The sequence below is a fragment of the Streptomyces radicis genome, assembly GCF_003626575.1.
Lineage (GTDB): Bacteria > Actinomycetota > Actinomycetes > Streptomycetales > Streptomycetaceae > Streptomyces > Streptomyces radicis.
In genome coordinates this window covers 33861-54364 of record NZ_RBDY01000001.1, presented here as the reverse complement: position 1 = coordinate 54364, position 20504 = coordinate 33861, and the positions used below count along the sequence as shown (strand labels likewise).

The 20504-nt window shown below is 74.9% G+C and carries 11 protein-coding genes; all 11 read right to left on the bottom strand.

Translation table 11 applies throughout. The annotated features are described in order from the left end of the window. Positions 1-25 precede the first annotated feature (25 nt). The gene (locus tag D7318_RS00205; protein ID WP_183091249.1) at positions 26-1375 is read right to left on the bottom strand and encodes a GDSL-type esterase/lipase family protein; all 1350 of its coding nucleotides are present in this window, start codon (positions 1373-1375) and stop codon (positions 26-28) included. A gap of 136 nt (positions 1376-1511) precedes the next feature. After that, the gene (locus D7318_RS00200) at positions 1512-3122 is read right to left on the bottom strand and encodes a GMC family oxidoreductase (RefSeq protein ID WP_120695191.1); all 1611 of its coding nucleotides are present in this window, start codon (positions 3120-3122) and stop codon (positions 1512-1514) included. Then, the gene (locus D7318_RS00195) at positions 3110-3970 is read right to left on the bottom strand and encodes a 4'-phosphopantetheinyl transferase family protein (RefSeq protein ID WP_120694747.1); all 861 of its coding nucleotides are present in this window, start codon (positions 3968-3970) and stop codon (positions 3110-3112) included. The genes D7318_RS00200 and D7318_RS00195 overlap by 13 nt, the downstream gene beginning before the upstream one ends. Further along, positions 3967-4743: a thioesterase II family protein gene (locus tag D7318_RS00190; RefSeq protein WP_120694746.1), complete on the bottom strand. Its 777-nt coding sequence runs from the start codon at positions 4741-4743 to the stop codon at positions 3967-3969. Before D7318_RS00190 ends, D7318_RS00195 begins: the two co-directional genes overlap by 4 nt. 1 nt (position 4744) lies before the next feature. Then, a complete protein-coding gene (locus D7318_RS00185) occupies positions 4745-5725 on the bottom strand; it encodes a R2-like ligand-binding oxidase (RefSeq protein WP_120694745.1) in 981 nt (326 codons plus the stop codon). 30 nt (positions 5726-5755) lie between these two features. Then, entirely contained in the window at positions 5756-6796 is a 1041-nt protein-coding gene (locus tag D7318_RS00180) for an HAD-IIIC family phosphatase (protein WP_120694744.1), read from the bottom strand. Next, complete coding sequence (locus tag D7318_RS00175) at positions 6793-7989, bottom strand: acyl-CoA dehydrogenase family protein (RefSeq protein ID WP_120694743.1); 1197 nt, start codon at positions 7987-7989, stop codon at positions 6793-6795. Before D7318_RS00175 ends, D7318_RS00180 begins: the two co-directional genes overlap by 4 nt. Further along, positions 7986-8252, bottom strand: a complete 267-nt coding sequence (locus D7318_RS00170) for an acyl carrier protein (RefSeq protein WP_120694742.1) — start codon at positions 8250-8252, stop codon at positions 7986-7988. Before D7318_RS00170 ends, D7318_RS00175 begins: the two co-directional genes overlap by 4 nt. 62 nt (positions 8253-8314) lie before the next feature. After that, positions 8315-9160, bottom strand: coding sequence for a 3-hydroxyacyl-CoA dehydrogenase family protein (locus D7318_RS00165; RefSeq protein WP_120694741.1), 846 nt, complete (start codon positions 9158-9160; stop codon positions 8315-8317). Next, positions 9157-18588: a type I polyketide synthase gene (locus D7318_RS00160; protein WP_183091250.1), complete on the bottom strand. Its 9432-nt coding sequence runs from the start codon at positions 18586-18588 to the stop codon at positions 9157-9159. Before D7318_RS00160 ends, D7318_RS00165 begins: the two co-directional genes overlap by 4 nt. 16 nt (positions 18589-18604) lie before the next feature. Then, on the bottom strand, positions 18605-20452 hold the full coding sequence (locus D7318_RS00155) for a fatty acyl-AMP ligase (RefSeq protein ID WP_120694739.1): 1848 nt from the start codon (positions 20450-20452) through the stop codon (positions 18605-18607). Positions 20453-20504 lie beyond the last annotated feature (52 nt).

Sequence of the window (20504 nt, the reverse complement as noted above, 5' to 3'; positions counted from 1 at the left end):
GAATCCCACAGAAAAATGATGTGGACTACAGCGTGCAGTCCGCGCGCGGGCCGGTCGGGACAGCCGCCGGGTCGGTCACGGAGAGGCAGTCCAGGTCGATGGCCTCGGCCAGCACCCGGTACCCGAGGTCGTTCGGGTGCAGGTGGTCACCCGAGTCGTAGACCGGGTTCAGCCGCTGGTGGTCGGCCGGGTCGCGCCACAGCGCGTCCACGTCGAGGATCCCGTCGAAGCCGCTCTCCTCGCGGATCCACCGGTTGAGCACCTGCCGTTTGGCCTCGCCCTCGGGCGACCACTCCTCGACGCCGCGGATGGGGCCGAGGGTGCCGCCGATGATCCGCAGGTCCGCTTCGTGTGCCCGGGCGATCACGTCCTCGTAGCCGGCGATGATCTCGTCCGTGGTCGGGGCGTCGTCCGGCAGGTAGTAGGCGCCGAGGATGTCGTTCAGGCCCTGGATCCAGATCACGTCGGTGACCCCTGGCTGGCCGAGCACGTCCTGGTCGAAGCGGTTGACCGCGCCGATGCTGCCGTACTCGGTGTCGTTGATCACCTGGTTGGCGCCGATGCCCAGGTTGGGCACGCCGACCTCGCCGCCCAGCCTGGTGGCCAGCACGTCGGGGTAGCGGCGGTTGGCGTCCACGGTGGAGCCCACGCCGTCGGTGTGCGAGGCGCCGAGGGTGACGACCGTCCCGGTCGCGTCCGCCGGGGCCGAGACGTCGACGCCGGTGACGAAGAAGAAGTGCTCCACGGTGGTGGGGAACGCCGCCGCTGTCCTGTCCCCCGTGTGGTCGCCCGGCTCCGAGACCCATGTGGTGGCGCTGGCCAGCCGGTGCCATGTGGTGGGCCCGGTCGGCTCGGCCAGGTAGAGGCTGACGGTCACGTCGGTCCCGGCCCTGGTCGCGAAGTCGACCGGGTCGCTGGTGGCCTCGGCACCCGCCGGGATGGTGACCGACCCGGCGCCGTCGAAGGTGACCGGCGTCGCGGTGCGCGGGACGATGCCCCCGCGCCCGCCCGGCCTGGCCACCTCGGTGGCGTCGACGGTGAGCGGCCGGTCGCCGAAGCGGTTGGAGAGGGTCAGCCGCAACTCGGGGCCTCCCGTTCCCAGGTGCAGCACCTGGCGGATGGTCCGGTCGGCGAAGCCGGTGGCTGATATCCCTTCCGAGAACGGCAGGGTCGGGGCCGTGGCCCAGGCGCGGGTCCAGGCGTCGGCCACGGGGCGGCCTCGGGCCGCGTCGTCGGTGGCTCGCGCCGGGCTCATGGACAGCAGGGCGGCCATGGCGAGCAGGAGGGTCAGCAGCGCGCGGAACGGGCGGCCGACGAGCGGCGCGCTTCGGTGGGCGGGGCGGCTTCGGTGGGCCTTGGCGGATGAGGTGGTCACGGGAGACTCCATCGTCGGCGAACGGTACTGCCGCGCTGTGCGGTCGGTCGTTCCGTCGGACGGGCGTGCCGTCGGACGGAACGAGGGGGCGGAACGAGGAACGGAACGGTCGGGAACGGGGGGAAGGGACATCGGATCAGCCGGCGACCGGCGCGGGGGCCCGTTCCTGGGCGAGCAGCTCGGCGGCCCGCAGGCCCACCACCAGCGAGGGAGCGTAGGTGTGGCCCCGGATCAGGTGCGGGATGACCGAGGCGTCGGCGACGCGCAACCCGGCCAGGCCCCGCACCCGCAGCTCGGGATCGACCACCGAGGCGGCGTCCCGGCCCATGCGGCAGGTGGCGACGGGGTGGTACAGCGAGTGCGAGCACTGCTCGACCACGGCCGCCAGGTCGTCGGCCGCGTCGCCCGCCGGTTGCAGGCTGCCCGCCACGTGCCGCGCCAGTGCGGGGGCCTCCAGGACCTTGCGTGCCCAGGCGGCGCCCGCGCGGAGGGCCGCCAGGTCGGCGCCCGCCGCGTCGCTCAGATAGCGCGGGTCGACGAGCGGGGCGTCCGCCGGATCGGGCGAGGCGAGGGTCACCTCGCCGCGGCTGTGCGGCTGGAGCAGCACCGCGCCGACGGAGAACGCGTGGCGGTCCCCCAGCGTCAGGCCCTCGTCGAGATAGGGCCCGGGGGCGAAGAGCAGCTCGAGGTCGGGCAGGGGCAGCGCCGGGTCGCTGCGGGTGAACGTGTACGCCTCCCCCAGGTTGGAGGTCAGCTTGCCGCGCCGATGGCGGCGGTAGCGGATCAGCTCGCGGGGCGAGGCCGCGTCGAAGAGGGTGATCGGCTCCCTGGCCTCCAGCACCCGCATGGTCACCAGGTGATCGGCCAGGTTGCGGCCCACCTCGGGGTGGTCGGCCACGACCGGGATGCCGAAGCGGCGCAGCTCGGCGGCGGGGCCGACGCCCGAGAGCTTCAGCAGGTGCGGGGTGTTGACGGCGCCCCCGCAGAGCACGACCTCGGCGCGGGCGGTCGCCACCGCGAGGCGGCCCTCGTGCAGGTACTCGACGCCGGTGGCGCGGCGGCCCGCGAAGAGCACCCGCCGGGCGGCCGCGCCGGTCCTGATGGTGAGGTTGGGGCGGTCGGCGGCCGGGCGGAGAAAGGCGTCCGCCGCGCTGAACCTGCTGCCGTCCCGCTGCGTGACCAGGGTCATGCCGCCGCGTTCGGCCGTGGCGTGGCCGTCGGCCGTGACCTCGTCGAGCCCGGCCTGGCGGCAGGCGGCGAGGAAGTCGGCGGTGAGGGGGTTGGGGTCGCGCTGGAGCCTGACGGGCAGCGGGCCGCCGCTGGTCCGGCCCGCGGTGAGGGTGGTCTCGCGGTCCTCGAGCGTCTCGAACCAGCGCATCACCGCGCGGCGGCCCCAGCCGGGCCCCGCGAGCCGCTCCCACTCGTCGTAGTCGCCGCCGAAGCCGCGTACCCACATCATGGCGTTGACCGAGGATGAGCCGCCCAGGGTGCGGCCGTGCGGCCAGTAGATCCGGCGTCCGCCGAGCCGGGGCTGGGGCACGGTGCGGCGCGCCCAGTCCACCGCGCCGCCGAAGAGCGACAGATAGGCCGCGGGGACCCTGATGGCCGGGTCGGTGTCCGGCGGGCCCGCCTCGAGCAACAGCACCGTACGGGACGGGTCGGCGCTGAGCCGCTCGGCGAGTGGGGATCCGGCCGCGCCCGCCCCCACGATGACGTAGTCGTACGGGGTGTCCTTCAGGTCGTCCATGGCGGGGAAGCCCTTCGGTTCGGGTGCCGGGCCGCGGCGGGCGCGGCGGGCGGTGAGGCGGTCCAGGACCACAGGCGCGGGAGGGCGCGGTGGCCGCGCACGGTGACGGCCGCGGCGAGGCCGCGGGGCATCGGCAGGCGGCGGACGGACCACTCGGGGCGCTGCCTGCCGTCGGCCCAGACGGCGGCCTCGACGGCGGGCCCGTCGAGGCGGATCTCGTACCGGTCCATGGGGTGGGCCAGGCCGTGCCCCATGGCCTTGGCATAGCTCTCCCGGCAGGTCCAGTAGGCGGGGAACGGGGAGGGTCGGCCGCGGCGGAGGGCGGCGCGCACCGCGGCGCTCTCCCGGGGGCTGAACCACCGCTCGGCGAGCGCCAGGTGCCGCTCGTCCCCGCCGCGGTCCGCCTCGATGTCCACGCCGACCGGCCCTGGCAGGGCGACCGCGATCAGTGCGGCGCCCGTGGTGTGCGAGAGGTTGAAGGCGAGGCGGGAGTGGCCGTCCAGGTAGGGCTTGCCGTGGCGGCCGAGGGCCAGGCGCACGGCGGTGGGGGCGATGCCGAGGTAGCGGCCGAGGATGTCGCGCAGGGCGGTGTGCGCGACGACGAACGCCGCGCGGTCCTCCGGCCTGGCCATGGCGTCGGCGCGGGCCCTCTCGTTCCGGTCGAGGGTGCCGGTCTCGGCGGGCCCCGTGGGCGGTGCGCCGGGGGTGGGCAGCAGGACGTGCCAGATGTCCACCGCCCCCTCGGCCGTGGCGGGCCTGAGGGGTCCGGCGGGCCAGTCGGGCGCGGGAGGCGCCCCGGGTGCGGCGGGGAACGCGGGCACGGGCGGGGGCGGGGACGTGGTGTTCATGACCACTCCTCGAAGGGGTCGGCGAGCAGGCCGAGCACGCTCCCCGGGGAGTCGTAGGGGAAGAAGTGGCCGCCGGGCAGGACGTGGAGGGCGAACTTCTCGGTGGTGTGCTCCGCCCATGGCCGCACCCAGCGCAGCGGGACCTTGTGGTCGTCGCGGCCCGCGAGGACCGTGAGGGGCACGTCGAGCGGGGGCTCGGCCGCATGCCGGTACGTCTCGTTGACCTCGATGTCGGCCCGCAGCAGCGGGACCATCAGCTCGGCGAACGCCTGGCCGTGCAGGACGCGTTCGGGGATGCCGCCGAGCGACCGGATGAACCGGAGGAACTCGGGGGTGGGCAGCCGGTGCAGGCCCTCGCCGGGGGTGCGGACCTGGGGCGCGACCCGCCCCGAGACGAACAGGTGGACGGGCGGGGGCGCGCCGAGGCGCCGCAGGGCGCGGGTGAACTCGAAGGCCAGGATGGCGCCCATGCTGTGCCCGAAGATCGCGAACGGCCGGTCGAGCAGCGGCGCGAGCGCCTCGGCAGCGGCGTTCACCAGCGGGCCGACCGCGCGCCCCGGCGGCTCCCTGAACCGTCCGTCGCGCCCCGGGAGCTGGAGCGGGCAGACCGCGAGGGGCGGCGGGGTCAGGCCCTTCCAGGCCCGGAAGACCGAGGCCCCGGCGCCCGCGTGCGGGAAGCAGAGCAGCGGGAGGCCGTCCTCGGGGGGCGGGCCGAGGGGCAGCCAGTCGGTCCCCCCGCCGCCCATCGGCTGTCGCGGTGCCGGAGCGCCCATCTCAGCCGTCCGTCGGCCTGTCCCCGGCGGCGGCGAGTGCCGTGCGTTCCTCGTCGGCGATCTCCTCCTCCAGGTCCTCGGAGACGGTGTCGACGCGCAGCTCCTGGCTGCCGTCGGTGAGGGCCGACTCGATGGCGTGCAGGCGGCGGCCCGCGCACTCGGTGGCATAGGCCAGCAGGTCGCGCATCACCATCCCGAAGAGGTCGGGCGGGTAGTCCCTGGTGGCGTGCTGTATCTGCCGGATGGCGTGCGGCAGCAGCTCGCGCATCCGCCCGGTGACGACCCCCCAGTTCTCGGGGTCGGCGGCGACCAGGCGGCGGCACGTGTAGGTCCCCCACGCCATGTGCCGCCGCTCGTCGTCCCTGATCCTGGCGATCATCAGGCGCATGCCGGGGAAGATGTCCAGCTCGGTGCAGATCCGGGTCCAGGCGAAGTACCCGGTGAGCGCGAGGGTGCCCTCGACGATGTGGTTGTAGGTGACCGAGGCGCGCACCTGGTTGGCGGGCGTGGGGTCGTGCCTGAGCCGGTCGAGCGACTCGGGGAGGGCCTCGAAGAAGATCCGCCGGTAGCCGGGGTTGTCCGCGACCAGCCCGTTGAGGTCGTCGTGCAGGCCCACGGCGTCCAGCCAGCGGCGGAAGACCTCGGTGTGCTTGGCCTCCTCGTAGCAGAACTGGGTGAGGTACATCTCGTCGGCGAGCCTGCCCTCGGCCGACATCGCGGCCATGAACGGCTGGAGGTCGTGGGTGACCGCCTCCTCGCCCGCGAGGAACATGGCGCACAGCCCGGTGAACGCCTCGCGCGAGACCTCGGGCAGCCGACGCCAGTCCTCGGCGTCCTGCGAGAAGTCGAGCGTGGCCGGGTCCCACGCCTTGGCATGGCCCTTCCGGAAGAGCCGCAGCGGCAGGCTCTCCCAGTCGAGGCCGCCGGAGGCCAGCGCCGACAAATCCTTGCGCCGGGGCTGCCGGAGATCCTGCTCTGTCACGGTGGTGCTCCTCTCTCTTGCGCGCGTCTGTCAGCCGCCGAGGCGGAGTTCGAGGTAGGCGGGCGGGGCGGGGATGTCGTCGAGCGGCGCCCCGAGCACCCGCACGCCGTCCCGGTCGCCGACCTCGTCGAAGCCCGCGAAGCGGTAGGTCACGTACATCACCCGGTTGCGGTCGGTCGGCACGAACTCGGCGGTGAGCCGCGCCCCGGCGTCCCGCGCCAGCCGCATCACGTGGTGCAGCAGCACGGTCCCCACGCCGCGGTTCATCACGCGGCAGGACATCAGCAGCAGCTTGAGCACCCAGGTGGTGCCGCGCTTCTCGACCAGCGCGAGGCCGATGCGCCCGTAGGTGCCGAAGCGGTCGTCGAGGCCGGCCATCAGCAGCAGGTGGTCGTCCGAGGTGGCGAGCGCGGCCAGGTCCTCGTAGGAGTAGGTGACGCCGGTGGAGTTGAGCTGGTTGGTGCGGACGGTCAGCTCCTCGGCGCGCTGGAGGTCGGAGACCTCGGCGCGGTCGATGGTGAAGACCATCTTCAGGGTGGCGAGGAACTCCTCGTCGGGCCCTTCGAAGCTCTCCTGGGCGCGTGCCCGCAGCTCGCCGCTGCGGTACATCTCGCGCCGCCTTCCCGCGTCATCGGTGAGGAACCTCGGCCGGAACTCCGGCATGTCCGCCAGCGTGGCGGCCCGTTCGGCGTCCAGGCAGAGCACCTTCGGATGCGCGAACGCCACCTCCTCGAGCTCGAAGGGCTGGTCGTCGATGAACGCCAGGGCGTCGATGCCGATGTTCAGCGATGTCGCGACCGCCTCGACGGAGACCGACTTGGGCCCCCAGGTGATCTGCGGGACGAGGAAGAAGTCGGCGATGCCCAGCTCCTCGAGGCGCCGCATGGCCAGGTCGTGGTCGTTCCTGCTGGCGATCGAGTGGAGGATGCCCCGCCGGTCGAGCTCGGCCAGGGTCTCCCTGACCCCGGGGCGCAGCTCGACGCGTTCGTCCTCGAGCAGCACGCCCCGCCAGACGGTGTTGTCCAGGTCCCAGACCGCGCACTTGACCCGGCCCCGGGTCTTGGTGGTCATGCCGTACTCCCTTCCGGCGCGGCCGGGGCACCGGCCCGCGCCGCCGGACGCGCCCCGCCCGCGGCGGTCAGCGCGTGCTGGGCGATGAGGACCTCCTGGATCTGGGAGCTGCCCTCGATGATTTCCATGATCTTGGCGTCCCTGAAGTACCGGGCCACCGACCGCTCGGCGCTGCACCCGCTCGCGCCGTGGATCTGCACCGCGTCGGTCGCCGCGCGCATCGCGCTGACCGAGGCGAGGTACTTGGCGGCGCAGGTCTCCACGATGGTCGCGGGGTCACCGGCCTCCTTCAGGCGCCCGGCCCGCAGGCAGAGCGCCCTGGCGGCCCTGAGGTTGACCGCCATCTCCGTGATCATCTTCTGGATCAGCTGGTGCCGTCCGATGAGGACGCCGCCCTGGCGGCGCGTGGTGGCATGGTGCACGGAGGCGTCGAGGCACGCCTGGACGATGCCGACGCTGCCCGAGGCGACGCTGTACCGGCCGATGTCGAGGACCCCGGCGGCGATGGCGGTACCCATGCCCTCCGCGCCGAGCAGCGCCTCGGCGGGCAGTCGGCACCCGTCGAAGCGGATCTCCGCGGTCAGCGCTGCCCTGGTGCCGAGCAGCCCCCGCACCGGGGTCCGGGTCAGGCCCGGGGTGTCCGCGGGCACGAGGAACGCCGAGACCCCGCGCTCGGTGCGGGCGAACACCAGGAGCAGGTCGGCCCGTTCGCCGCCGGTCACCCACTTCTTGTGGCCGTCGAGCAGCCAGCCCCCGCCGGGGGCTGGGCGGGCGGTGGCGGCGACCGCGGTGATGTCGCTGCCCGCGCCCGGCTCGGTCAGGCAGAACGCGCCGAGCCGCCCGCCCTCGGTCATCGGGTCGAGCCAGCGCTCCCGCATCGCGGCCGAGCCCCAGCGGTCCAGGGCGTACAGCGCCATGCTGTGCACGGTCAGCAGGCTGCGCGCCGAGGAGCAGCCGCGGCCCACCTCCTCGTGCAGCACGCCGAACGCCACCATCCCGCCGGTGCGCACCGCGCCCCACATCCCCTGCTCGGCCAGGGACGTGAGGAACCACTCGGGTATCTCCGCGGCCTCGTCGAACGCGTCGGCCCTGGGGGCGAGTTCGGCGTCGACGAACGCCCGGGGGCCCGCGCGCAGCGCCGCCTCGTCGACATCGGACGAGGGCGTGGCGGAGAACGTGGCGGCCGGTGTCATGCGGGGCCCGCCCCGGCCGACGCGCCCGCGCGGACCCGGGCCACGAGCGCGCTCATGCCCTCGACGGTGCGGAAGTTGTCCAGCGACATCTCCTCGTTGGGGATCCGCAGGTCGAACTCCTTCTCCAGGAACATCACCAGCTCCATCGCGAAGAGGGAGTTGACGAAGCCGAGGGTGAAGATGTCGACCCGGTCGTCCAGTTCGACGCCGGGGAAGCGGGTGAGGATGAAGTCCCTGATCCGGGTGCCGGTCTGCTCCGACATGTCGTTCGTCTCCTTAGCCGATGGGGGGAGAGGCGGTGAATGGGTGGGCGAGGGGGAGGCGGTCAGGCCTCGTAGGCGAAGAAGCCCCGGCCGGACTTCCGGCCGTACAGGCCCGCGTCGACCATCCGCTGGAGCAGCGGGCAGGGGCGGTACTTGCCGTCGTTGAAGTTCTCGTACAGCACGTCGATGCTGTAGAGGATGGTGTCGAGGCCGATCAGGTCGGCGGTGGCCAGCGGGCCCATGGTGTGGCCGAAGCACTCGGTGAAGATCCGGTCCACGTCCTCAGGCTCGGCGACGCCGTCGGCGACCAGGTAGACGGCCTCGTTGATGGTGAGCATCAGGACGCGGTTGGAGACGAACCCGGGCGAGTCGTTGACCTGCACACCGCTCTTGCCGAACGCGCCGAGCAGGGCGAGTGTCGCGTCGATGGTCTCCTGGCTGGTGTGCCAGCCCTTGATGACCTCGACGGTCGGCTTCATGGGCACGGGGTTCATGAAGTGGGTGCCGATGACGCGGTCCTGGCGCGTGGTGCGGGCGGCGACCTTGGTGATCGGGATGGCCGAGGTGTTCACCGCGAAGACGCAGGACTCAGGGGCGGCCTCGTCGAGTTGGGGGTAGAGGGCGCGCTTCAGCTCCCAGCTCTCGGTGATGTTCTCCACGAGGAACTCGACGGTGGACAGGTCGGCCAGGTCCGTGGTGCAGGTGACGCGCCCGCTCATGCCCTCCCGGCTGGGCCCGGTGGCGCCGAGCAGCGCGCCGAACCGCTCGAACTTCAGGATCTCGGCCTGGGCCAGGTCGAGCGCCTCCTTGCTGCGGTCCACCAGCACGACCTCGTGGCCGTACTCGGTGAGGCTCTGGGCGAGCCCGGTGCCCATGACCCCGGCCCCGACGACTCCGACGCGTGTCATACAGCTGCCCCTCTCGGTGAAGCGGGTGATGTGGATGGAGCGGAGGCCGTCCCGGCGTCCGGCGACTCGGCGAGGCGGACGACCTCGCGCACGGTCGGCGCCTCGTGGAGCACGTGCGGCGGGAGCCCCGGGCAGTCCAGCGCCTCCCGCATCCGGTGCACGAGGTCCACGCCGAGCAGGGAGTTGCCGCCCAGCTCGAAGAAGTCGTCGAGCGCGCCGATCTTCTCGATGCCGAGCACGTGACCCCACAGCTCGGCCACGGCGCGTTCGCCCTCGCCCTCCGGCTCGGTGTAGGCGACGGGCAGGTCGGGCCTGGGGTGCCGGACGCCGTCGGCCGGTCCCGCGCGCCCGGCGAGCTGGGCGAGGTCGAGCCCCGCGGTGATGTCGGCCAGCTCGCCGATGTCCTGGGAGCAGACGACGAGACGCGACTCGCCGCTGCCGAGGACCTTGAGGAACGCGTTCCAGCCCTCCTCGAAGGTGATGCCGATGCGCTCCCTGTTCTTCCTGAGGAAGTCGGTGGTGGCCGCGTCGAACCCGGCCAGCGCCATGTCCCAGGCGTTCCACCGCCATTCGCCCCAGTCGACGGTGACCGTCCGGGGCCGCGCGCCCGAGGCGGCGCGCTCGGCCTCGGCCCCGAGCGCCGCGTTGGCCGCGGCGTAGTCGGCCTGGCCCGGGCCGCCGCCCGTGACGGCCGCGGTGGACGAGAACAGCGCGAGGAAGTCCACCGGCACCCCGGCCAGCGCCTCGCGCAGCGCGGCCGCGCCCGCCAGCTTGGGCCGCAGCACCTCGGTCGCCGCCTCGGCCGACTTGTACTGCATCACCCCGAGGCCTGGCAGGCCCGCCGCGTGGATGACGCCGTCGACGCGGCCGAAGCGCCCGACGGCCGCGGCCACCGCGTCCGCCACCTCGCCGGGGTCGGCGACGTCCATCCGCACCACCAGGACCTCGGCGCCGAGGCGCTCCAACTCCCGCACCCGCTCGACGCGGTGCGCCAGCTCGGGCGCGGCCTCGCGGTCGGCGAGGATCGCGTCCCACTCGGCGCGGTCGGGAAGCCCCGAGCGGCCCGCGAGCACCAGCCGGGCGCGTACGGAGCCCGCCAGCGACCTGGCCATCGCCAGGCCGATGCCGCCGAGGCCGCCGGTGATGAGGTAGACGCCGCCCTCGCGCAGCACCTCACCAGGCTCCGGCGCCGCAGCGGGCGGCAGCTGGGTGTGCGTCGGGGTCCAGCGGCGTCGGCCGCGCAGGGCCACGTGCCGTTCGTCGCGCTCCCCGGTCAGCTCCCTGACGAGCAGGGCGGCGAGCGCGGCCGCGGCCTCCCGGTCGCCGGGCGCTGGCACGTCGATGTGCCGTACGTCCAGCCCCGGGTACTCGAGCGGCGCGACCTTGGCCGGGCCGACGGTGGTGGCCTTGGCCGGGTCCACCGGGTCGGAGCCGGTCACGTCGAAGGCGCCGGAGGTGACCAGCGCGAGCCCACCGCGCCCGGCGTCCGACTCGCCACCGATGGCCTGGAGCAGCGCCAGCGTGCTGTAGAAGCCCTGGTCGGCGCGGTCGGTGCCGGTGGCGTGCTCGGGCACCGGGTCCACGGCCCACAGGTGGGCGATCCTCGCGGGCGCGCGGCCCTCGGCCCGCAGCACCTGGAACAGCTCGGTCCAGTGCGAGGCGTCCTTGGGGTCGAGCGCGACGGCGTCCCGGTCGGTGCGCGCGAACTCGGCCGCGGGCGTGGCGATCACCGTGTCGCCCCCCGCGGCGGCGATCTCGGCGGCCAACGCCTCGGCCACGCCCGCCGCGTCGGCGAGCAGCAGCCAGGTCCCGGTCGCCGGATCGGCCTCGGCCGGAGCGGGGCGTGGGGCGAGCTGCCGCCAGCCGGGGGCGTGGAGCCACCGCTCGGGCGGCAGCTTGGCCAGGGCGGCGAGCCGGGCGCCCGGCGGCGCGTCGGCCGGGAGCTCGCGCCGGAGGCGTGAGCCGGGCGCGGGGGCGTCGGTGTCGATCCAGTAGCGGCTGCGCTGGAACGGGTAGGTGGGCAGCGGCAGCCGTAGGCGCCGCCGGTCCCCGTGGTACGCGGCCCAGTCGAGGTCGGCCCCCGCCACCCAGGCGCGGGCCACCGCGGTGTGCACCGCGGCGGCGCCGCCGTGCCGGTTGCCGCGCCCCGGGAGGGTGGGGAGGATCAGCCCGGCGCGGTCGTCGGAGACCTCGGGCAGCGCGGTGAGGGCGGCGGTGAACGTCTCGCCGGGGCCGATCTCGAGCAGCAGCCGGTCCGGCTCGGCGAGCAGCGGAGCGGCGGCGGGGACGGCCGAGGCCGTGGCGTCGCCGTCGGCGGCCAGGGCGCGGCGCGCCCAGTGCTCAGGGTCGGTGGCGGCCGAGCCGTCGAGCCAGCCGCCGGTGTCCCGGCGGGCGCAGGGCACGGCGGGGGCGGCCAGGGTCACCTTGGCGCGGATCCAGGCGGCGAGCTCACGTTCGCCCTCGGCCCCCGCGTCCGCCTCGGCCACCCGGGCGGCCTCGGCGACGAGGGCGAGCGCGTCGGGCGGGGAGAGCACGCCCGCCACGCAGGCGGCGGTGAACTCGCCGACGCCGACGCCCGCGAGGGAGTCGGGGCGCAGGCCCCAGGAGGCCAGCAGGCTGGCGAGCGCGTAGCCGAGGACGAACGCGGCGCAGGCGGCCACGCCGGTGCCGACCGGCGCCTCGTCATCGGCCGCGCCGGTGAGCACGTCCCCGACCGCGGCGGCGAGCGCCGGGGGCAGCAGGGCGCAGCACTCGTCCACGGTCGCGCGGAAGGACTCCTCGGAGAGATGGAGCCCCGCGGCCATCCCGGCGTACGCGGCCCCCGCGCCGGGGAACAGATACCCGACGGGGCGCTCGCGCCGCTTCTCGCGCCGCTCGTGCACCTCGTCCGCCCCGGCGCTCTCGAGCAACCGGAGCGCGTCCTCGGTGCCGCGCGCGACCAACGCCCTGCGCTCGTCGAACCGCTGGCGCCCCACCTGGAGCGTGTAGGCCACGTCGGCGAGGGACTGCGCGGGGTGGCGGCGCAGGTGCCGGGCGAGGCGGCGGCCCGCCTCGTCGAGCGCCTCCCGGCTCCTGGCGGAGAGGACGAGCACCTGAAGGTCGCGGCCCTGGTCGCCCGGCGGCAGGGGCGGCGCCTCCTCGAGCACCACGTGGACGTTGGTGCCGCCCATGCCGAGCGAGTTGATCCCGGCGCGGCGCGGGCGGCCATCCGACTCCCACGGCGTCAGCTCCGTGTTGACCCGGAAGGGGCCACCGGTGAAGTCGATCTCCGGGTTGGGGGTGCGGAAGTGGAGGCTCGGGGGCAGCTGGCGGTGCTGAAGGCTCAGCACCGTCTTGATGAGCCCGGTGGCGCCCGCGGCGCGGTCCAGATGGCCGAGGTTGGTCTTCACCGAGCCGACCTTGACCCGCCCGGCCCGCACGCCGGCGAACGCGCGGCCGAGCGCGGACATCTCGATGGGGTCGCCCAGCTCGGTCGCGGTGCCGTGGGCCTCGACGTAGGAGACCTCGTCCGGCGCGACGCCCGCGTGGTTCAGCGCCGCGGAGATCACGGCGGCCTGGCCACGGACGCTGGGGGCGGTGAAGCCGACCTTGAGGGAGCCGTCGTTGTTCACCGCGGAGCCGCGGATCACGGCGGCCACGGGGTCGCCGTCCGCGATGGCCGCGGAGAGCCGCTTGACCAGGACCACCGCGGCGCCGTCCCCGAAGATGGAGCCGCGGGCGTCGGCGTCGAAGGTCCTGACGTGGCCGTCAGGACTCTCCATCCCGCCCTCCTGGTAGACGTGCCCCACCCGGTCGGGCACCCGGATCGAGACCCCGCCAGCCAGCGCCATCTCGCACTCGCCGCCCAGCACGCTGCGGGCCGCGAGGTGCACGGCAACCAGCGAGGTGGAGCAGAACGTCTGGACGCCGAGCGAGGGGCCGCCGAGGTTGAACCGGTAGGAGACGTTGGTGGTCAGCGCGTCCTTGTCGTTGCTGATCACCACCTGGTACTCGTTGACCGAGGACGCGGTCTCCGGGTCCTCGAAGATCTTGCGGATATAGGTGCTGAGGTTGGCGCCGCCGAAGACGCCGACCGAGCGGGACGCGTCGCCGTCGCCGTACCCCGCGCTCTCGAGCGCCTCCCAGCAGCACTCGAGGAAGAGCCGCTGCTGCGGGTCGAGCAGCCGGGCCTCGCGCGGGTTGTAGCCGAAGAACTCCCCGTCGAAGAGGTCGATGTGGTCGAGCACCGGGCGGGCCCTGACATAGCCGGGGCTGCTCACCAGCTCGGCCGGGACCCCGGCCGCGACCATCTCCTCCTCGGTGAAGAAGGAGATGGTCTCCACGCCGTCGCGGAGCACCTGCCAGAAGCGGTCGAGGTCCTCGGCGCCGGGGAAGCGGCCCGCCATGCCGATGATGGCGACCGCGCTCTCGGGCGCGACCGCGTTCTCGGGCGCGGCGGCCGGAGCCGGGGCGGCGGCGGGAGCGGCCGCCCTGCCCTGGGCCGCGGGTGGCGGGGCGGCGACGGGCGTGGCAGGCGCCGAGGGCGTCGCGGGCTCCGCCGGCGCCACCCGCGGCTGACCGCCCGTCGGGGGCAGCTCCCGCAGATAGGCCGCCATCGCGCTCACGGTCGGCGCCTCGAACAGCGCCACGGCGGGCAACGCCCTGCGGAACTCCTTGCCGATGGAGTTCATCAGCTGCATCCCGACCAGCGAATTGCCGCCCAGGTCGAAGAAGTTGTCGTGGGAGCCCACATCGGCCAGGCCGAGCGCCTGTCCCCACAGGGCGGCCAGCCGCCGCTCGTCGTCGTTGCTGACCGGCACGAACCGCTGGGCCAGCTCGGGACGGGCGAACCGGTCGCCGCCCACGGCGGCGGGTGCCGGGCTCTCGTGCCGGGGCGCGAACGGGTCGGCCCCGCCCACCCAGGCGCTGATCCTGGGGGCGAGCTCGCCCTTGACCACCACGAGCCGCGCGGGCCCGCCGAGCACCCGGTCGAGCACCGCGAGCGCCTGCTCGGCGGGGAAGGAGTAGCGGGCGAGCGAGGCGCCGATGCCGCCGGTGTCGGGACCTTCCACGGTGGAACGCCACGTGTCCCAGGCCACGCTCTGCCAGACGCCTGACGCGGCGGCGCCCGCGCCCACGCCCGCGCTCCGCGCCTCGGCGCAGCGGTCGAGGAACGCGTTGGCCGCCGCGTAGCCGGTGAAGCCGAGCCCGCCGAGCACGGCGGACATGGACGACATCAGCAGCACGAACTCCGGCTCGGCGCCCTGAAGCGCCTCGCCGAGTGCCAGGGTGCCGTGCACCTTGGCGGCGAAGTGCGCCGCGATCTGCTCGTCCGTCACCCCGGCCAGCGGGGCGAACACATCGGCCGAGGTGAGCCCGGCCGCGTGCACCACGCCCGTGAGCGGCCCGAACCGCAGGGCGGCGGCGTCGAGCGCCGCGCGCAGCGCCGCCGGGTCCGCGACATCCGCGGCGGCCACGAGCACCGAGGCGCCGCGCCCCTCAAGCTCCCGCACGCCGCGTATCCGGGCCGCGTCGCCGCTCTCGGGCGCGTTCGCCAGCACCTCGTCCCAGCGCTCGCGCGGCGGCAGCCCTGAGCGGCCGGTCAGCACGAGCCGCACGTCCCGCGCGCGGGCGGCGAAGTGGCCCGCGATGACCAGGCCGAGCTGGCCGAGCCCGCCGGTGATCAGATAGGTGCCGCCGTCGCGCGGCGCCACCCCCGAGGGGGTGACGGCGGTCTCGCGGTAGCGCCGCACCCGGCGCGTCCCCGACCGCCACGCGACGGCCGACTCCGGGCCGGGCCAGCCCAGCTCGGCGAGCAGCGCGTCGGCCGCCGCGTCACCGCCCGACGCCTCGGGCGCCAGGTCGATCCAGCGGCATGACCAGCCGGGGTACTCCTGGGGAACGGTCAGGACAGGGCCGCCGAGCGTGGCCTTGCCCAGGTGCGCGGTCTCGTCCCCCGGCACCACCTGGCCGCCGTCGCTGACCACCAGCAGCCTGGCGCCCTCGGGCACGGCCGCGGCCAGCGTGGTCGCGGCGTGCCGCACCCCGGTGAAGCCCAGCTCCTGCTGAGCGCCGAGGTCCGGCGGCGTCGGCCCGCTCACCGACCAGAGGTGCACCACGGTGCGGGGCAGCGCCTCGGCGGGCAGCTCGGCGAGCAGCCGCGCGTGGTCCTCGACCGCGCCGGGCCGTATCGCGAACGAGGAGGGCCCGGTGCGGGCGAACGCCTCGCCCGCCGTGACGGTCACGCAGGACGCCTCCTCGCCGAGGCGCAGGGCCAGCCGGTCGGCCAGGCCGAGCGCGTCGGCGTAGAGCAGGAAGGGGCCGACGGGCCGCCCGCCGCCCTCCGCCGGGGCCTCGGTCCACTCCGGCACATAGGTCCTGGGGGCCTCGCCCGGCGCGGCGGCGGGCCCGGGGGCGGCGTCGTCCCGCTCGCGCAACGCGGGCCAGAGCCGCTGGTGTTCGAACGGGTAGCCGGGCAGCGTGACGGTCAGGGCCGCGTCGTCCGGGGGCGCCGGATCGACCGCGGCGCCCTGCGTCCACAGCCGGGCCAGGGTGCCCGCGACGACCGTCTCGACACCGCGCCGGTCGGCGGCACCGGGGAGCGTGGGCAGCGCGACCGCGGTGGTCCGACCGCCCGACGCGGTGACGATCTGGGTGGCGAAGCTGGCGAGTTGCCCGGGACCGGCCTCGACCAGCGCCTTGGGCTCGCCCTCGACCAGACGTTCCACGGCCTCGGCGAACCGGACGGTGCCCAGCAGGTGACGCGCCCAGTACGCCGGGTCGCGGGCCTCGTCCGCGGCGATCCAGGTGCCGGTGACGTTGGACAGGTAGGGGATCGTCGGCGCCCGCCGGGGCAGCGAGGCGACCAGCGCCCTGAGCTCCTCCGCCTGAGGCGCCAGCATCGGCGCGTGCATGGCGCGGCCCGTGGGGATCCGCAGGTGCGCGACGCGCTCGCCGCGCAGCCGGTCCTCGAACGCCTCGACCGCCTCGGTGGGGCCCGAGACCACGCTGGTCAGCGGGCCGTTGGCGGCGGCGATGCCCACGTCGCGGGTGAGCAACGGGCGGACGCGCTCGGCGGGCAGCGCCACCGTGGTCATCGCGCCTGGCGCCGCCCCGGCGACCAGCTGGGCGCGCCTGACGACCAGCAGCAGGGCGTCCTCGAGGGTGAAGACCCCGGCCAGGCAGGCCGCGACATACTCCCCGAGGCTGTAGCCGAGCAGCGCGGTGGGCTCGACGCCGCGGGCGCGCCAGAGCGCGGCGCAGGCGTAGTCCACGGCGAAGACGGCGGCATGGCCGATGTCGAGCCGCCCGTGGAGCGGCGAGTCGGCGTCCGCGGCGCGCGCGCCAGGACCGAACGCCGTGCTCGGCCCCTCGTCGGAGGCGCCCTCCGGGTAGACGATCTCCCGCAGATCGGCGTCGAGCGACTCACGGGCGGCCACGGCGCAGGCGTCGAACGCCGCGCGGTAGGCGGCGTCGGTCTCGTAGAGCCGACGCCCGGTGCCGACCCGCAGCTCGCCGGTGCCGGGCAGCAGCAGCGCGACCGGAGTGACGCGCCCGGCGGGCAGGTGGGCGGAGGCGGCGGGGGCGGCCAGGCGCTCCAGCGCCTCCGCGGCCCCCTCGGCGCTCACGCCGACCACGGCGGCGCGGTACTCCAGGACACTGCGCCCGGCGCGCAGGGTGGCGGCGACGTCGTCGAGGCGGAGCGCGGGCTCGGCGCGCAGCCTGGCGGCCAGGCGCGCGGCGGCCGCGGTGAGCGCGCCGGGGGTGCGCGCGGAGAGCGGCAGCACGCGGGGCGCCTCGGGCGCCGGGGCGCGCTCGGGCGCGGGCGGCTGCTCGAGAACGACATGGGCGTTGGTGCCTGACCAGCCGAAGGAGCTGACCCCGGCCAGCCGGGGCCGCCCGGTCTCCGGCCAGGCGATGAGCCGGTCGGGCAGCAGCGTGGGGCAACGGTCCCAGTCGATGGTGGGGTTGGGCTCCTCGTGGTGCAGGTTCGCGGGGATGCCACCGTGGCCGAGGGCGAGGACGGTCTTGATCAGCCCGGCCATGCCCGCGGCGCCGACCAGGTGGCCGATGTTGGTCTTCACCGCGCCGACGATCAGCGGCGCGTCCGCCGTCCGGGTGGGGCCGAACACCGTGTGGAGGCCGCTCATCTCGATGGAGTCGCCGAGCAGCGTGCCCGAACCGTGCGCCTCGACGTAGTCGACCGCCTCGGGGGTGACGCCGGCGTCGGCGTGGGCGGCGCGGATCACCGCGACCTGCGCGGCGCCGTTGGGGGCGGTGAGGCCGTTGCTCGTGCCGTCCTGGTTGACCGCGGAGCCGCGGATCACCGCGAGCACCCGGTGCCCGCGCGCCGTCGCGTCGCTGAGCCGCTCCAGGACCACCACGCCGCAGCCCTCGCCGAGCAGGAAGCCGTCGGCGGCGGCGTCGAACGTCTTGCAGCGGCCGTCGCGGGCGAGCATCCGCATCTTGCACGCCTGCTTGTAGGTGTCGGCGTGCAGCGTGGCACTGACGCCGCCGACCAGGGCGAGGTCGGTCTCGCCGCTGCGCAGTGAGCGGGCGGCCAGGTGGAGGGCGACCAGCGAGGAGGAGCAGGCGGTGTCGAGCACCAGGCTTGGCCCGCGCAGGTCGAGCAGGTAGGAAAGGCGGCCCGCGACCACGCTCGACGAGGTGCCCAGGCCGAGATAGGGGTCGTCGAGCACCTCGGGCCCGGTGCGGTCCTGCTGGAGCGCGGCGTACTGGTTGCTCGGCATCATCCCGACGAACACGCCGGTCCTGCTGCCGCGCAGGCGGTCCGGCGCGGTGCCCGCGTTCTCCAGCGCCTGCCAGGAGACCTCGAGGAGCATCCGCTGCTGCGGGTCCATCCGCAGCGCCTCGCGCGGCGAGATGCCGAAGAACGCCGGGTCGAACCCGGCGATGTCGCCGACGAACGCGCCCTTGCTCGTGTACGTGGCGCCCGGCGCGTCGGCGTCCTCGTCGAGGTCGGCGCGCGCGTCCCAACGGTCCGCCGGCACGTCGGCCGAGGCGTCGACCCCGGCGGCCAGGGCCGCCCAGAACTCCTCGGGCGTCTCGGCGGGTCCGGGGAAGCGGCAGGCCATCCCGACCAGGCAGACCGGGTCGTCGTCGGCCCCCGCGCCACCCGCGGCGGGCAGGGCGGCGGGCTCGGCAGCCGCGGACGGCCCGGCGGCGCCGGGGAGCAGATGGGCGGTGAGCGCGTCGATGGTGGGGTGGTCGTAGAGCGCGGTGGGCGCGAGGCGCAGGCCGAAGCGCTCGGCCAGCTCGCCCGAGATGCTGACCGCGTCGGTGGAGTTGACGCCGTAGACGTCGAAGGGCGTGGTGCTCTCGATGTCCGCCGCGTCAGTGCCTGAGATCTCGGCGACCCGGTCGGCGAGCCAGGCGCGGATGTCCTGCGCGCCCGCCTCGGCCCTGTCGCTCTCGCTGTCGTGGGGCATGGCTCTCCCTGCGGGGTCAGGCGAGGTGGTCGGCATCGAACTTCCCGGCGGCGTAGCGCTCGCGGCACTCGGCGCGCTTGATCTTGGCGCTGCTGGTGTAGGGGAGGATCCCGGGCCGCAGCAGCAACGTGTCGGCGACCCTGATGGCGTGGTCGGCGGCGACGGCACGGCGCACCGCGGCCTCGATCTCGCTCGCCGCCACGGCGTTCCGCGCCCCTGGCCCGCCGCCATCGGCGGTCTCCCCCGCGCGCAGGACCCGGTGGCGGCGCTCGATCTCGACCAGCACCACGAGCTTCTCCCGCCCGCCGTCGTCCACCGAGAAGGCGCAGACCCGGTCCTGGCGAAGGGCGTGGTGGCAGCGGGAGACGGACTCCTCGATGTCGTGCGGGTAGTAGTTGAGGCCGTCGAGGATGATCACGTCCTTGCGGCGCCCGGTGATGAACAGCTGCCCCTCATGGAGGAACCCGAGGTCGCCGGTGCGCAGGAACCGCAGCTCGGGAGCGTCGGGCAGCCGCGCCCTGAAGGTGTCGTCCGTGAGGTCGGGCGCGTTCCAGTAGCCCGTGCCGACGCTGTGCCCCGAGACGTACACCTCGCCGATCTCGTCGTCGGCGCACAGCTCGCCGGTGACCGGGTCGACCAGGCGCAGCGTCAGCGAGGGCTGGATCTGCCCGCAGCCGACCAGGCGCCGCGCCCTGGCGCCGGGGGCGGCGGGCCGCAGCTTCCCCGCCACCAGCGCCGCGGCGTCGAACGACCGCACCACCGGCTCCTCGGTGGCCGGTCCGCCGCTGACCATCACGGTGGACTCGGCCAGCCCGTAGCAGGGGAAGAACGTCTCCCGGTGGAACCCGGCGGGCCCGAACTTCTCGACGAACCGGTCCAGCGTGTCGGGGCGCACCGGCTCGGCGCCGACGGCGGCCAGCTTCCAGCCGCTGAGGTCGAGGGTGGCCGCCTGCGCGTCGGAGACCCGGCGCACGCACAGCTCGTACGCGAAGTTCGGGGCCACGCTGATGGCCTCGCCCCGGTCGGAGATGGCGCGCAGCCAGTTGAACGGGTGCTGCACGAAGGCGAGCGGCGGCATCAGCGTCACCTCGTAGCCAGCGAACAGCGGCTGGAGGATCCCGTTGACCAGGCCCATGTCGTGGAAGAGCGGCAGCCAGAGGACCACGGGCGGGGGCGCCGAGCCCTCGGGCAGCTCGCCGCGCGAGCCGTTCTCGTGGATGAGCGCCAGGTTGTCGAGGACGTTGGCGTGGGTGAGCATCACGCCCTTGGGCAGGCCGGTGGAGCCCGAGGAGTACTGGAGGTAGGCGACCGTGTCGCCGTCCACGTCGGGCGCGGTCCAGGCGGCCCCCGCCTCCGGGTCCACCGTGTCGGTGGCGAGCCGCGCCACGCCGGAGAGCGCCTCGGCGACGGCCTGACTGGCCTCGAGCTTGGCCAGGGTGGCGGCGGTGCTCAGGAGGACCGCGGGCTCGGAGCTCGCGGTCACCGCCTCGAGGCGGCTGGTCTTGGCGCCGTCGCGGCCCGCTTCGACGGGCGGGATGGGCACCGCGATCATCCCGGCGTACAGGCAGCCGAAGAACGCGGGGACGAACGCGAGCCCCGGCGGGTAGTTCAGCAGGACCCGGGAACCGGCGGGCGCGTGTTCGAGCAGCGTGACGGCGATGGCGCGCGCCAGCCGGTCGACCTCACCCGGCGTCAGGAAATCGCTCTCCTCCTCGCCGTGTTCGAGGAACGAGAAATACTTCCGGTCGGTCTCATCGGCCGCCCTGGCCCGGCACATGTCGATCAACGTGAGCCAGCGGGGCTCGTCCTCGGCGGGGGGCGCCGACTCCGAGCGCGCCGGGGTAAGGGAAGTGCTCTGCACCATGCCGGGCCTCTCATTCGAGGGAGCAGTCAATTCGAGCTGGAATTCCGCGACG